The organism is Blautia sp. MSK.18.38, assembly GCF_024460535.1.
GTDB classification, from domain to species: domain Bacteria; phylum Bacillota; class Clostridia; order Lachnospirales; family Lachnospiraceae; genus Blautia_A; species Blautia_A fusiformis.
On sequence record NZ_JANFYP010000001.1, the window covers coordinates 165,763 to 180,785 of the forward strand.

Sequence of the window (15,023 nt, forward strand, 5' to 3'; positions counted from 1 at the left end):
TACAGTATCTGTTTCCTTTCTGTAACAATCTATATCTGTATTCCGCTTTGGCTTTGCGTCAAAACGAACATTTATTTTATCATATGCTTTATGCGATCCCGAAAAGCTCCTCCAGTGCATGCTCGTCAAGCTTAGAACCGATCACGCACAGACGGCCTGTATATTCCGGTGCACCCTCACGGATCTCAGTTTCTTCCGGAACCATATCAAAATAGATCCATGTTCCGTCTTCTGCCGGAAGCATTCCCTTTGCACGGAGGATGATACCGTATTTATCAGACTCGGAAAGTGCCTCAAGGATCTTCTCAAGTCCCTCACGTGTATATTTTTTAATAGTCTCACGGCCCCAGCTTGTGAAGACCTCATCTGCATGATGATGGTGGTGGTCATGTCCACAGCCACACTCTCCGTCGTGGTGATGGTGATGCTCATGCTCTTCATGATCATGGCCGCAGCCGCACTCTCCGTCATGGTGATGGTGATGCTCATGCTCTTCATGATCATGGCCACAGCCGCACTCTCCGTCGTGGTGATGGTGATGCTCATGCTCTTCATGATCATGGCCGCAGCCACACTCTCCGTCGTGGTGATGATGATGCTCATGCTCCTCCTCAAGCATCTCCTGCTCCAGGGATACCGGATGCTCCATAACCTCTACCAGCTTCTTACCGTCAAGATTCTCGATCGGAGTTGTAATGATAGCAGCATCCTTATTCAGGCTGCGGAGAAGCTCCAGGGACTCCTGAACCTTTTTCTCACTTGCAATATCAGTACGGCTCATGATGATAGCACCTGCATACTGGATCTGATTATCAAAGAACTCACCGAAGTTCTTCATATACATTTTGCATTTTTTTGCATCAACAACAGTTGTATAGCTGTTCAGTTTAATGTCAACCTCGTCCTGAACACCCTGTACAGCCTTGATAACATCAGAAAGCTTACCAACTCCTGACGGCTCGATCAGGATCCTGTCCGGATCATATTTGGTAACAACCTCTTTCAGAGAGGTTCCGAAATCTCCTACCAGAGAGCAGCAGATACATCCGGAGTTCATCTCACGGATCTGGATCCCTGCCTCTTTCAGGAAGCCGCCGTCAATACCGATCTCACCGAACTCGTTCTCGATCAGCACTACCTCCTCACCCTGAAATCCATCCTTCAGAAGCTTTTTGATCAGAGTTGTTTTTCCGGCGCCAAGGAAACCGGAGATAATATCAATTTTAACCATTTTGTATACACTCCTTTTAACGTAGTTTGACCAGGAAGTATTGTACCCCCTGGTTGTATCCTGTTATGCTCATAATGACAGAGAAAAAATTACCTGTTTCTGTATCTGCTGTCATTATATCCATTTTACAAAACAGACATTCCTATTCTGCTTTATATTCAGATTAATAGAGGGATGTGAAAAGCTCACATCCCTGAAAATCGTTCTTCCTATCAGCCGTTGATCATAAAGTTCATAAGCTTGTCGATATCCTCTTTCTCTGCTGCAACGATCTCAAGCTCCGGGATCTCACCAGCGGAAAAGATGTTTGCAAGAGATACATACTGGGAAAGCTTGGATTTCAGGTTCAGTCTGTCTCCCTCTCCTGTTACAAGCTCTACTCTACCCTTGCAGCTGTCAATTACCTCAAAAAATTTATCAATATCTGTAATATGTGTTACTTTCATTTTAAAAATCTCCTTTCTTATTAAAGGGCTGTTCTTAACTCTTTCCGTTAGATTATACCCCAGTGTTTTTAAAAAAGCAATCCCTGCCGGGCAAAAACACTTCACAGATATTCTCTACGGATCTATATATATTTCGTCATATTTCTTCAATTTCAACGGTACAGTCTTTTCTTCCTTTGTTCCATTTCATGAGATAAACCTTAAATCCCAGAGAATCTCTGGCAATGGTAAACGGTTCTTCCCTGAGTACTTCGGATCCCATACCCTGCTCGTTCAGCTCTGCCTGCTTTGTCCTGGCTTTTTCTGTAAGAACTCTAAGTTCTTCATCGGCTTCTTTTCCAAAAGAACGATTCCCATATCCGGATGAAGCTTCCCGCAGCTTTTCAGAAAGGCACATCGTTACCTGGATGTGTTTTGTACGGTGAAGCATTCCTGCCAGTTTCCGTGCTACCCATTTAAACCGAAGTTTCCGGTAAATTTCAAGCCACCTGACAAAGGTACGGTCTCCTGCCTGCCTTGCGATCTCTCCCATTACCTCAAATGCCTTTTCCGAGGGAATCCACGGATTTTCCCTGGGAACAATATACTTTTCCGGAACAGCCGGATAACAGCAGTAATTCAATGGCGGAAATTCCACCAGTGCAGAAAGCTTCTCCTCCAGAGCGTTGCAGCTGTCCCCGCCTATATAATCATATTTGTCGCGGAGGATCGCCAGCCGATATTCCAGCTGCCGTAAGTATTCATACCCTTCTACCCAGAAATGACCGATCCGGCTGTAATCGTAGAGATGTTTTTCCAGAGACAGGGTTTCAAAAAACAAAGTCACCACCGAATCATCCTGGTGAACCACAAGGATGTATTCTCTGCCCTGCCGGCTTAAATCTGCCAGGATCTCGCCCTCGTAATCCGGTTTGTATACACCTGTCATACGGGCATTTCCAAAAACAAGAAAGCTTTCTACCGCATCATTCATAAGATACACTAGACGGATTTCGCCGTTTTTTACATAAGAATCCACTCTGTACATATTGTCATCGGGCTTTTCCGCAATTGCTTCCGAAAAAGCACTTTCTGAAGCTGCTTTCTGATCCTGCGGATCTTTCTCATCATTCACTGCCACCAGTTCAAACTGATCTTCTCCAAGCAGCTCTGCTAGCTTCTGAAAGGTATCTGGCAGCTCTTCAAAGGCCTTCTCTGAGACATATCTCTCCGGTGCTGTTTTTCCTGCAGTATTATTTCCAGTATCCATCAATTACCTCTTTATTCAGTTTCTCCCCAATAACAATCATAATCTCCTGTCCCAGCTTTGCCGGCCGGATGCAGATCTCATGGCGGGTAGCATTCAGCTCCAGCCACTGTCCATCTTCTTTTCTGAGAAAACCTTTTACGCGAAAAACATCTCCGCAGGATGGATCATTTAGGATCCTTTCTGCAGTTTCATGAAGTTCCTCCTCGCTTTTATGAACGTTCATAAAAAACAGAGAATCAAATCCGCCGCCTTCCGCATAGGATTCCTTCACGTAATCCTCTGCCACATACCCGCAATCCAGGATCTTTTCCAGGTCTGCGTCCGTAAGATCATTCCAGTTTCCGGTGAGGATCTCACTGTCCAGACAGCGCCTGCACTGGATCTGGCCAAGTGCACGGTTGAGATGCTCTTTTGTGCTGCTGATCTCTTCCACCGTGGCTTCCTGGCTCCTGCTCAGTAATACACAGCCTGCATCTGCCACCTCGGAAGCCAGCAGATAATCCGCTTCCGCTGAAAGATCCTCTGACAGCTTCGCATCCACAATGGCGATCACATTTCCGATCTCATACCATTTATCCAACGGTTCCTCATGGAGGGCGTCAAAGAACTCATCCACATCAAAGATTCCGGATGGTTCTACGATGACACGGTCGTAACCGCACATTCCCATGGCGATCAGCTTTGTCTTAAATCGCCGTCTGTGACAGTCCGCATCACAGCCCCCGGAAACCATCTCCAGCTCACAGTTGTCTCCCATCAGATCCTGAAGCAGCATCATATCCACATTCACTGCCCCGAAATCATTTTCCAGGATCCCGATGTTCATGCCTTTTTTCAGAAGATAGGAGGCATATTTTTTTATAAATGTTGTCTTTCCGGATCCGAGAAATCCGGTTATCAGATCGATCTTTATCATATTTCTTCCTTTACTTTATCAACTCTCCGGAGCATACAGTAAAATAAATGCGAATATATGCTTTACTTATGTTCCGGTCATATTTCAATAATCTCCTGCCCGACAAATGCCGGACTGCTATCAGTATATAATCTTTTTTCCGCAAAGAAAAGAGGCGGTCCTGAAAAATCCTCTCAGAACTGCCTCTTTCCGGCTATTTTATCTTTTTATAAACATATATGAAGATTACTTTGTAAACAGATCTACCAGATCCTGACCATCATTATAGCCCTGTTTTTTCAGTTCCTGAACAAACCAGTCATCTACACCGTCTACTGCTTTCTTAAAGGAATCGATATCCATGTCCTTTTTCTCTGTGAAGGTCACACCGTTTTTGTCTGCCCAGCGTGCTTTGATCTCATCATCACTGGAACGGTTGATGTAACGCTCATACTCAACAGCTTTCTGACCACACTCGTCAACAACAGCCTGCTGCTCCGGTGTCAGCGCATCATAAATATCCTGGTTGATACAGAAGAACAGGCAGTCATAGATTGCATCCCACATGGAGCAATATGGCTGTACCTCCTGTACACTGGCTGCATCGATGGCGGGCAACGGATTCTCCTCGCCCTCTACCGTATTCTGCTGAAGTGCTGTGTAGGTCTCGGACCAGTTCATATTTGTAGCATCTGCCCCCCATCTCTTATAACACTCCATAAGAAGATTAGAGCCGGCTACACGAACCTTCAGATTCTTCATATCATCTACAGATTTTACCTCATGCTTGCTGTTTGTCAACTCACGGAATCCGTTCTCTGCAATACCCATGCAGTGAAGTCCGTAGCCGTTAAGGATCTCCTTCAGCTTGTCTCCGGCCTCTCCGTCAAACTTCGCATCTGCATCATCGTAGGAATCATAGATGAACGGCAGGGATACCACATTGAAGCGTGGATCAAATGCAGAATAGATCAGATTGGAATGCATGGAGATCTGTACCGGGTCTCCGTTCATCAATGCCTGGATTCCCTCGGACTGATTTCCGTTTGTCAGCTGATCCGCTGCGTAAATGTTAACCTTGACCTTTCCTCCGGTAGCCTTTTCCATGAGTTCACCGAACTTACGTCCTCCATCAGCCCAGGTACTTGTCTCCGTTGTGGAGCATGCAAAGTTCCAGGTTGTCTCAGGCCAGTTCAGATCACTGTAATCCTCCACGGTATCTACCGAATCCTCTGTAAACAGATCTACAAGATCCTGTGCATCGTCATAGCCTGCACTCTTAAGCTCCTTTACAAACCAGTCGTCGATTCCGTCTACTGCTTTCTTGAAGGAATCGATATCCATATCCTCTTTCTTTGTAAAAGTCACACCGTTGCTCTTCTCCCAGCGGCTCATGATCTCCTCGTCGCCGGAACGGTTGATATAACGCTCATACTCAACAGCCTTCTGGCCTGCCTCATCAACAACCTGCTGCTGTTCCGGTGTCAGGCTGTCATAGATATCCTGGTTGATACAGAAGAACAGACAATCATAGATTGCATCCCACATGGAGCAGTACGGCTGTACCTCCTGTACACTGGCTGCGTCAATCGCAGGCAACGGGTTCTCCTCACCCTCTACCGTATTCTGCTGAAGTGCTGTGTAGGTCTCAGACCAGTTCATATTTGTGGCATCTGCCCCCCATCTCTTATAGCATTCCATAAGAAGGTTGGAACCGGCCACACGAACCTTCAGGTTCTTCATGTCGTCTACTGTTTTTACTTCATGCTTGCTGTTTGTCAGCTCACGGAAACCATTCTCTGCGATTCCCATACAATGAAGTCCGTACTCACCAAGGATCTCTTTCAGCTTTTCTCCGGCCTCACCGTCAAATTTTGCATCTGCGTCATCGTAGGAATCATAGATAAACGGCAGGGATACTACATTGAATCTCGGGTCAAATGCAGAATAGATCAAATTGGAATGCATGGAGATCTGTACCGGGTCTCCGTTCATCAGTGCCTGGATTCCCTCGGACTGATTTCCGTTTGTCAGCTGATCTGCTGCGTAAATATTAACCTTGACTTTTCCGCCGGTTGCTTTTTCCATAAGCTCACCAAACTTACGTCCTCCGTCAGCCCAGGTACTTGTTTCAGTTGTAGAGCATGCGAAGTTCCATGTCATCTCCGGCCAGTCAAGATCACTGTAATCCGCGATGGTATTAAAGGAATCACTTCCGTCTCCGGAATCCTTGGAACTCTGGCTTTCTGTGTCAGAAGACTGGTCTCCTGTATAGGAGCCCTCTTTTGCAAGAGCCTTCGGAAGAGCTGTGGAAACAGCCGGAATATAAGTGATGATCAGAAGAACTGCAACGGATGCAGCGATCATCGGCATAACTGCTCTGGAGATCTGCTGAAGAGTAACCTCCAGACCTTTTTTGATCTTGATACTGATGGCAACGAAAAGGTTTACACCTACCGGAGGTGTTACCTGTCCGATGGCAAGGTTAACTGTTGCCATAACACCGAATGCTACCACATCATAGCCCAGAGCCTTACATACCGGAAGCATGATCGGTACAAAAATGTACATCGCAGAGTTTGCATCAATGAAGCATCCTGCGATCAGGAAAATAATGTTTACGATCAGAAGGAAGGTAAACTGATTATGTGCAATGCCGGCAAGAAGCTCAGATGCCGCATTTGCAATACCAAACTTGGTACATACAAAAGAGAACAGGGAAGCACTCGCTACGATCAGCATGATTCCGCCAGTTGTCTTTGCAGAATCCACAAGAATGTCAAACAGATCTTTGAGCTTAACCTCACGGTAGATCACCATACCAACAAACAGACCGTAAACAACAGATACGGCTGCAGCCTCAGTTGGTGTAAAGATACCGCCGTAAATTCCTCCGAGGATGATAACCGGCATCAGGAATCCCCAGAATGCATCTTTAAATGTATCCCAGCGCTCTTTTGCGGAAGCTTTTTCACGGGATGGCTGAATGTTATGTTTCTTTGCCTCAATCATAACGATGATCACAAGAGCAACACCCATCAGAAGTCCCGGAACGATACCAGCCATAAACATATCTGCAATAGATACACCTGTGATGGAAGCGTATACAACGAATGCGATACTCGGCGGTATGACAATGGCGATGGAACTGGAGGTTGCCATCAATGCCGTGGAAAACGGTGCGGAAAAACCACCCTGCTCAACCATAGCCGGGATCAGAACTGCTCCAAGTGCCGCAACCGTTGCAGGACCGGAACCGGAGATTGCTCCGAAGAAGCAGGCTACGATAACACATACAATGGCGATACCGCCCTTTTTATGTCCTACGCAGGTATCTACGAAGTTGATCAGTCGTTTGGAAATACCGGCTTTTGCCATAATGTTTCCGGACAGAACAAAGAACGGGATAGCAAGAAGCAGGAATTTACTGATTCCGGAGTACATATTTGTAGCTACGATCGTCAGAGATGTACCGGAATAAAGGATGGCACATACAGATGACAGACCTAAGCAGATCGCAATGGGAAGTCCCAGGATCAGGAAAACAAAGAAGGAGATAAATAAGATTGCACTGATCATTTATTTGTCCTCCTTTTCATCATCTTTTTTCAGGCAGAAGTCCAGGCAGTACTCAATAAAATGAAGGATCATACAGCCTGCTCCGATCGGCACGAAGGACCAGAAGATCCACTCCGGCCAGTTCAATACGAAAGTTCTCTTGCCGTTTGCCAGCTGTGTAAGAACTTTGTCCATTCCATATTTAAATAAAATTGCGGAAAAAACAATGCTCAGGACCGTGATCAGGATCACAGATGGTTTTTCCAGTTTTTTCGGAAGACGGTCCGTAACCAGTGTCAGACTTACCAGTCCTCCTTTTTCACGGCAGGCAAGTGCTGCTGCCAAAAGTGTGATGAGAACAAACACCGCTACAACAAGCTCTTCTGTAAAAGACCATGAGCGATGGATGACCTTACGGGAAAATACATTTCCCACAGTCAGCACAAGGATCAGCAGTGTGGAAATGACCAGTACAATTTTTTCTACTGCTGCAAGTGCGTTCATGAGTTTTTTGTACACTTTCATACTCTTTCCCCTTTTGTATATTTTTCCGGTTTCAGATCCTTACCGCGTGGTTTAAAATGTTTTGGATAAAAAAAATCCGTCCCCTTTCAGGGACGGATATAAAATTCCGCAACCACCCTGTTTCTCCATTGAAACAAGCACGATTCTGCAACGTACCGGCATACGCGACTTCTGTAACGGGAAGCACCCGTGAAAACCTACTTACTTGTCTGAAACTTTCGGCTTTCCTTCTCAGGGATGATATTCAAGGCAGTTCCGACGCTGCATCACACCAGTCACAGCTCTCTGAAGACGGTTCCTCTGTCTTTACTGATTCCCTTCATGGAATTTACTTCTGTTATGTGTTAACTCTTTAATGAGTTAAACCAATTCTAACTCTGTTTGTTTTGATAGTCAAGCTTTTTTTCAAAAACTCCTTCAGGCGTTCTTTCCTTCTCCGGCGAAGTACTCCTTCACAAGCTTTACAACCACACCGGAAAGCAGGAACACTGCGATCAGGTTAGGGATCGCCATCAGACCGTTGAAGGTCTCTGCGATACTCCAGAGAAGTCCAAGGTCAACAGTTGCGCCGATGATCGCTACCAGAGAGTACAGTACCATAAAAGGTCTGATAGCTTTTTCCTTAAAAAGGAACTCCGCACATCTGGCTCCGTAAAGTCCCCATCCAATGATAGTGGAAAATGCGAAGCAGCACATGGCAACTGCTGTAAAGATGGAAACCCAGTTTCCGTATGTACTGGTAAAACCGCTGATGGTAAGCTCCGCTCCTGCTGCTGCGCCATAACCAACCGGCACCCCGCTGCAGAGGATGACAAGCGCTGTCAGCGTACAGATCACGATCGTGTCCGTGAATACCTCAAAGATCCCGAAAAATCCCTGTTTTACAGGTTTTCTGGTGTCTGCACAGGCATGTGCGATGGAACCGGTACCAAGACCTGCCTCGTTGGAAAAAATACCTCTGGAAACACCTTTTTTCATACTCATGAAAAAGCTTCCTACTACGCCGCCTGTCACAGATGCCGGATTAAATGCCCCTCTGATGATAGCGCTGAAAACACCTGGAACATTTTTCCAATTGATGATAACTACACCGACGGCAAGAATAATATAAAACAATGCCATAAACGGTACCAGCTTTTCTGTAACCTGGCCGATCCTTTTGATTCCGCCAAGCAGGATCATTGCCACAAGAATCGCAAGGATGATCCCCATAACAAGGTTTACCGTAGAAGTATTGTCTGCAGCGATCACATTGTAATTGATCAGTGCAGAATCAATAGCTGTTGTAATGGTATTAACCTGGGTTGCATTTCCGGTTCCGAAAACAGTAAGCACACCGAAAGCGGAAAACAGATACGCCAGCCAGTGCCAGTGTTTCTTAAGACCATTCTTAATGTAATACATTGGTCCTCCAACCAGATCTCCGTTGGCATTGGTTTCGCGGAAATGTACAGCGAGTGTAACCTCGGAAAACTTCGTACACATTCCAAGAAGTGCGGAAATCCACATCCAGAATACGGCTCCCGGTCCTCCGATGGCAATAGCACCTGCCACACCTGCAATATTTCCCGTTCCCACGGTAGCAGCTAACGCCGTACAAACAGCCTGAAACGGTGTCAGACTTCCATCGGAAGCTTCTCTTTTCCGAAGCATACGTCCGATAGTAACCCTGATGGCATAGGGAAATTTCCGAATCTGGAGAAAATTCGTGCGGATACTTAAATAAAGACCTACACCAATAATACAGATCATCGCAGGAACGCCCCAGATAAAATTGTTTACAGCAGCATTCACTGATTCAATAACAGATAACATTCTATAATCCTTCCCTTATTTAATTTTGTCTTTTTGGATTGTACGTTTGTCTGTACAAAAAGACGATTCGTTAGATTATATCACATTTTTTGTCGAATGTATAAGAGAAAAGCTTTATAATTTTACTATGATAAAGAAAGAAAGTGAATAAAAGCTGCCAATCCTGTTGTTAAATATGTGATATACCTGTAGTAAAAATACTTATCTGTGATCAATATCATTTTCCGTATCGTCCAGGAATGTAAATATATATCCCCAGTATTTCTCCAGGATCTTACCTCTGCTTCCATAGATCTCATGCTTTGTTCCGATCATATGGATATAATCACAGCTTGTTTTTCCCTGGCGATTGATCTTTCCGGCAAAATTTTTCAGGGCACGGACAGACACCAGATCTTCAGTCTGGGCCTGAATGAGCAGCATTGGTGCCGTATATTTTTTCCATCCGTAGAGACGCAGATACCAGCTCATTTCCGCAGAAGCCCAGAGCCAGCCGTAGGATGGAGACCAGGTCTGGAGCTCCTTATGTTCTGCGCGGAGATTTTTGTATCGCTCGTATCTTGGTTTTGATGTTGCGGAGCTTGTCTCAAAAGAACCGCTGCCATCGTAAGGCTTTCGGCCAGCTACATATTCCTCCTCTTTTCCGAGAATGCATTTCTCCAGTGCTATGCCGGTGGCTGCCGGCCACGGAACATTATCTGTAAGAGGACGGATCATCGGAGAAGAAAGGATCACCTTGTGAAACCAGTCCGGCTCCCAGGCCGCAGCAATACCACCGATGGCACCACCCATGGAATGTGCATACAAGTTAAGTGACAGATCCGGATGTGCTTTCTTTATGTAGCGGCATGCTTTCAGAAAATCGCGGATATATCTTCTCCATGTATCGATGTGGACCAGAGACGGGTCTGCGGTAAGACGATAGCTGCGGCCATGGCCGCAATGCTCCGGAATATATACATGATAGCCTTCCTTAAGAAAATAATAGGCCACTTCATCATATTTTACTGCTGATTCTGTGAATCCGTGGCTGATGACTACCACACCTTTAGGCATATCAATATCAGACAGATACTGCAGCATATGGATCTTACCTGTGATCCGTTTGCTTTCGTTACGAAACGGATAATCCGCACCCGGTACATAAAGTTCCCTTCTGTGAGACAGAAGATATGGCGTTACGATATTTTTCATGGTTTCTTCGTATTCATTTTCATGTATGATCTGCATATTGGTTAAAAACCTCCCTTGCTTTTACTGTATTGCTTTTTTGCTTCTCCCAAACTCTGCTTTTCAAAACCCTTCCATGTTGTCACAGCTGTTTTCTTACAGGATAACAGAATTCACTCCTCCAGGCAATCCTTTTCAGACCATTTTGCTCTTTAATTTTCATTAAAAAATGCCCGAACATTTTGATATGTACCGGACATTTCTTCTATTATTTAATAAAATCTCACAATATCTTCCACATCTTTACGTTTCGGTCTTGCAGGCTCTTCGGCTGCTTTTCCGATGGCGATCACTGCCATTACCGTTTCTGTTTCCGGAATGGAAAGGATCTCACGGAGCTTGTCTCCGGCACGAAGTCCCATGATCAGGGTTCCATATCCAAGCTCCTTTGCCTTCAGAATCAGATTCTCGTTCTGAAGTCCCAGATCATAGCAGCCCCAGCCGTTTCCAAGCTCATTATCCGGTGTTCCGTCTTTCTGAAATCCAGCATGGTTATGTACAAAGGTTGTAACGATCAGGGAGGCATTCTCTGCTTTTGCCTGGTTCATTTCCGGCAGACATTCTCTGCTGACCTTCTCCACCATCTCTTCGGACATTACACAATAATATCTTCCGGTCTGGGAGTTTTTCCAGCTGGGTGCTTCCTGAGCGGCCCGGATCACTGCAAGAAGATCTTCTTTTGTGATCCTGCTCTCCGGGCTGTATTTACGGATGGTCCTTCTCTCTTCGATCAGTTTCTGAAATTCCATATTTTTCCTCCTTATCTGTCCGGTGCAGGATATGCTTCCGGATCCTGCAGTTATTCCGGCATGGATTTTTATGTTCACACTTTTTATGGAGCTATTTTAACACAATGCCGTATTGAAATCAATTTCAAAACTCCGGCATCGTTACTGTTCATTCTGCGACCGTTACTGTTCACTCCGTTCTCAGCAACACGTTTCAAAAAATATTGCCTGGGAACAATAACTGCAATACCACTTATGAAGATTTTTTTTGATTTACCACATAAATTCCCACACAGACAAGAAACAGTGCGATGAGACTTCCCATATTAAATGCCTGATGTACCTCTCCCAGAACCAGTGCAGACAGGATCACACTGAACAAAGGATTTACAAAACCAAAGATCGCTACCCTGGACACATCATTCCAGGCAAGCAGCACTGACCACAGTGTATAGGCCACCGCAGACACCATTGCCAGATAAAAGATAATCCCGATACCGGCGGCATTTACCACTCCGAAATGTCCTCCCATCCCTTTTCCGATCAGGAACAGAATGATCCCGCCCATGGTAAACTGCGTTCCGCTGAGTACCACCGGAGATACCTTTCTGGAAAAAATATTGATCAGCACCGTGGACATTCCGTAAGAAAACTGCGCGATCAGAATAAATCCTTCTCCTGTAAGCCTAAAACCCGCATCCAGAGAATTTCCCATAAGATTGATCACGACCACGCCGGCAAAACCGAGGATACAGCCGAGCATCTTTCGCCCGGTCATTTTTTCCTTGTGAAAAACAAGGCAGGACAGCAGGATCGCAATAAAATTCCCAAGGCCTGTGATAATAGCGCCTTTTACACCGGAGGTATGTGCCACACCTATATAAAAGAAGAAATACTGACATACCGTCTGAGCCATACATACCGGCGCCGCATATTTCAGAACAGTTCGATCCGGAAGCAGAACCTTGCGCTCACGCAAAGATGCAAAGATCAGTACAAGGATTCCTGCCAGTGCAAAACGCACACCTGCAAAAACGATCTGACTTGCCGTATCTGCAGAATCCATCTGCATCAGACGGTATCCTGTCTTGATCAGCGGGATCGCACTCCCCCAGAGAAGACAGCAGACGCAGGCAAGCGCTGCCACCACCCAGGTTTTTTTTAATATTGTTTTTGTTTGTTCCATTTGTTTATTCTCTCTTTCTCAAAACTTCTTCCATCTGACTGATCACAGCTTTTATTTCATTTATTGCACTGATACTTACGTCCCGGAAATCAAGCTTTTTCACCTTTCCGTATAATTCCGCCTCATAAGCGCTGGCTTTCTCTTCATCTTTATCCTTGTATCGGGCTTTTCCGATCAGCCAGGCACTGGAATCCGCACAGTCCGGATATTCCGTATTTCCCCGGATCAGAAAATCCTCTGAAGCTTCCGTCAATGCTGTTTTCAGTTTTTCTGCTTTATCCAGAAATTCTTCCGTTGTCTGCGGATAATGTTCTTTTATATAGAGGAGATTTTTATGAATACAGGTGGCACTTTTTTCCATTAGTTTCCGTTCTTCCGGATCTTTGAAATTATCATATTCCCCAGGCCGGACTTCCCATCCGCGGATGGATTTGCTTAATTCCATCAGCCAGTATACATGACGGGAAATATCGTCCGGAAACATAAAATACGTAGAAAATTCATGATCGATCATAGGTGCAAGACTTATGATCCCGCCATCTTTATCACAGAGAAATGCTACATTTTCATAATGATAATTCTGGTCTCCCTTCAGGACAGAGATCAGTACCTGCATGGCAAGCTGTTCCGCCATTTCCCGATGCTCCTGCAAAAAATCAGCTTCAAAAATGTCTCTATAATCATAAAACATCTGGCAATAGTTTACATAATTATCTATATCTACCTTTTCATCCGGATATTTCCTGAAAAACTCCAGAAGATTCAAAAGGGATTCCCCTTCTTTATAGGCCATGGGTACTGCCGTTCCGTAGTCAAGATATTTTTCATTTACTGCCTCATACCCTTCACAGATGGCCAGTTCATACCTGGGCGCAGGCATAAAATATTCATTAATGATCGTTGACCAGAACACCTCTGCATAAGCATATAGTGGCGTGGAAAATGGTTTGGATTTCGTCAGTGGCTTGAAAATCATATTTCCAGGAAATATGGGGAAATGTTTTTCCCCGCTTACCACGCCTACAGCTTCGGACTTAAGATTTCCGATTCGATTTTTGTATTGATAGTGTCTGACTTTATAATACATAGCAGTCATATCGTATTGCCTTCCCCTTCAATGTATAAGACGGCTCCCGGCCGGCAAGACATTCACTTTTCAGCGGACGCTTGACGATGATCTTATCCGGATTTGCTCTGATAGCTGCATCAAAAAGATCCTTTTCCCCGGAACACGGTGGTTCCAGCTTCTGGATCAATTGAAGTTTCTTGTTGATCAGGCTGGATTTCTGTCTTGCCGGAAACATGGGATCCAGATAGATCACGTCTACAGGATCAAGAAGCTTTGACATACCTTCTACACTGTTTCCCTCAATCACCTTCATACGACCGGCAATATCTTTCAGATCCATATTTTTCTTGGCACGGCGAATGGCATCTTTAAGAAGGGCTGCGATCACCGGATTCTGCTCATACAGCGTCACCTCATAGCCCTGGGCTGCCAGAAGAAAGGCATCCTCACCCATTCCTGCCGTAGCATCGATGGCCTTCCTTCCCTCCTTATCTGACTTCACCGCCTTCACCAGCATCTCATGCTGAAGTCTGCCTCTGGTAACTCTGTGAAGCATCGTCTCCACAAAATCCCCCTGATAGGTCAGCCCGAAACCGAACAGCGAAACGCCCCTGGAATCAAACCGCACCGTCAGAAAATCTCCCGGCTTATCCTGAAGCTGCGCTCCGGTCCTCCTGCAAAAGGCTTCCGCCATATCTCTCTGTCCGCCCTTTCCAAGACAGACTGCGATTTTATCATTCATTTCCCGATTCTCTCTTTCATGACTCTTTTTCATAAGCTCTTTCATTCTACAATTTTACAAAAAAAATTGCAATTCATCTCAAAAAAAGATGTCCGCAGACGTACCAAAATACGCTACGGACATCCAATGTCTGATCCATAGTCAGGCGGTTACTTAATGCTTGCTGTCCTAAAACAGAAGCTGAAGTCCCATTGCAATGATCCACATATATGCACAGGTCTTTGGGATCATCAGGCTTCTTATTGTCCGCACTCTGGATCCTTTCGATCAGACCTCTGCTCTCCAGATTTTTCAGAGAAGAGGACACGTGGGATTTCGTCGACTTACGGACTTTAACGATCTCAGCCGT

The 15,023-nt window shown here is 45.3% G+C and carries 12 protein-coding genes, 1 pseudogene and 1 other annotated feature; all 13 genes and pseudogenes read right to left on the bottom strand.

Features of this window, described 5'->3' with window-relative positions; genetic code table 11:
• Window positions 1–88: 88 nt before the first annotated feature.
• The gene (locus tag NE638_RS00820) at window positions 89–1,231 is read right to left on the bottom strand and encodes a CobW family GTP-binding protein (RefSeq protein WP_173745614.1); all 1,143 of its coding nucleotides are present in this window, start codon (window positions 1,229–1,231) and stop codon (window positions 89–91) included.
• Between the two features lie 212 nt (window positions 1,232–1,443).
• Window positions 1,444–1,677, bottom strand: coding sequence for a hypothetical protein (locus NE638_RS00825; protein ID WP_015525508.1), 234 nt, complete (start codon window positions 1,675–1,677; stop codon window positions 1,444–1,446).
• Window positions 1,678–1,813: 136 nt separating this feature from the next.
• Complete coding sequence (locus NE638_RS00830; RefSeq protein ID WP_173745615.1) at window positions 1,814–2,926, bottom strand: DUF3878 family protein; 1,113 nt, start codon at window positions 2,924–2,926, stop codon at window positions 1,814–1,816.
• On the bottom strand, window positions 2,910–3,842 hold the full coding sequence (locus NE638_RS00835) for a GTP-binding protein (RefSeq protein ID WP_173745616.1): 933 nt from the start codon (window positions 3,840–3,842) through the stop codon (window positions 2,910–2,912). Before NE638_RS00835 ends, NE638_RS00830 begins: the two co-directional genes overlap by 17 nt.
• A gap of 225 nt (window positions 3,843–4,067) precedes the next feature.
• A complete protein-coding gene (locus tag NE638_RS00840; protein ID WP_173745617.1) occupies window positions 4,068–7,400 on the bottom strand; it encodes a TRAP transporter large permease subunit in 3,333 nt (1,110 codons plus the stop codon).
• Window positions 7,401–7,904: a TRAP transporter small permease gene (locus NE638_RS00845; RefSeq protein WP_015525504.1), complete on the bottom strand. Its 504-nt coding sequence runs from the start codon at window positions 7,902–7,904 to the stop codon at window positions 7,401–7,403.
• Window positions 7,905–7,989: 85 nt separating this feature from the next.
• Window positions 7,990–8,236, bottom strand: a binding site (T-box leader).
• Between the two features lie 85 nt (window positions 8,237–8,321).
• Window positions 8,322–9,719, bottom strand: coding sequence for an alanine/glycine:cation symporter family protein (locus tag NE638_RS00850; protein ID WP_015525503.1), 1,398 nt, complete (start codon window positions 9,717–9,719; stop codon window positions 8,322–8,324).
• A gap of 201 nt (window positions 9,720–9,920) precedes the next feature.
• Window positions 9,921–10,949, bottom strand: coding sequence for an alpha/beta fold hydrolase (locus NE638_RS00855; RefSeq protein ID WP_173745618.1), 1,029 nt, complete (start codon window positions 10,947–10,949; stop codon window positions 9,921–9,923).
• A 212-nt stretch (window positions 10,950–11,161) separates the two neighbouring features.
• Window positions 11,162–11,698, bottom strand: coding sequence for a nitroreductase family protein (locus NE638_RS00860; protein WP_015525501.1), 537 nt, complete (start codon window positions 11,696–11,698; stop codon window positions 11,162–11,164).
• 232 nt (window positions 11,699–11,930) lie between these two features.
• Complete coding sequence (locus tag NE638_RS00865; protein WP_173745619.1) at window positions 11,931–12,863, bottom strand: DMT family transporter; 933 nt, start codon at window positions 12,861–12,863, stop codon at window positions 11,931–11,933.
• A gap of 4 nt (window positions 12,864–12,867) precedes the next feature.
• Window positions 12,868–13,959 (bottom strand): hypothetical protein, encoded by a 1,092-nt coding sequence (locus tag NE638_RS00870; RefSeq protein ID WP_244094776.1) that lies wholly within the window; start codon window positions 13,957–13,959, stop codon window positions 12,868–12,870.
• A complete protein-coding gene (locus NE638_RS00875; RefSeq protein WP_173745620.1) occupies window positions 13,940–14,674 on the bottom strand; it encodes a class I SAM-dependent methyltransferase in 735 nt (244 codons plus the stop codon). The genes NE638_RS00870 and NE638_RS00875 overlap by 20 nt, the downstream gene beginning before the upstream one ends.
• Before the next feature lie 235 nt (window positions 14,675–14,909).
• A pseudogene (locus tag NE638_RS18175) lies at window positions 14,910–15,020 on the bottom strand (MarR family transcriptional regulator); the annotation flags it as partial.
• Window positions 15,021–15,023 lie beyond the last annotated feature (3 nt).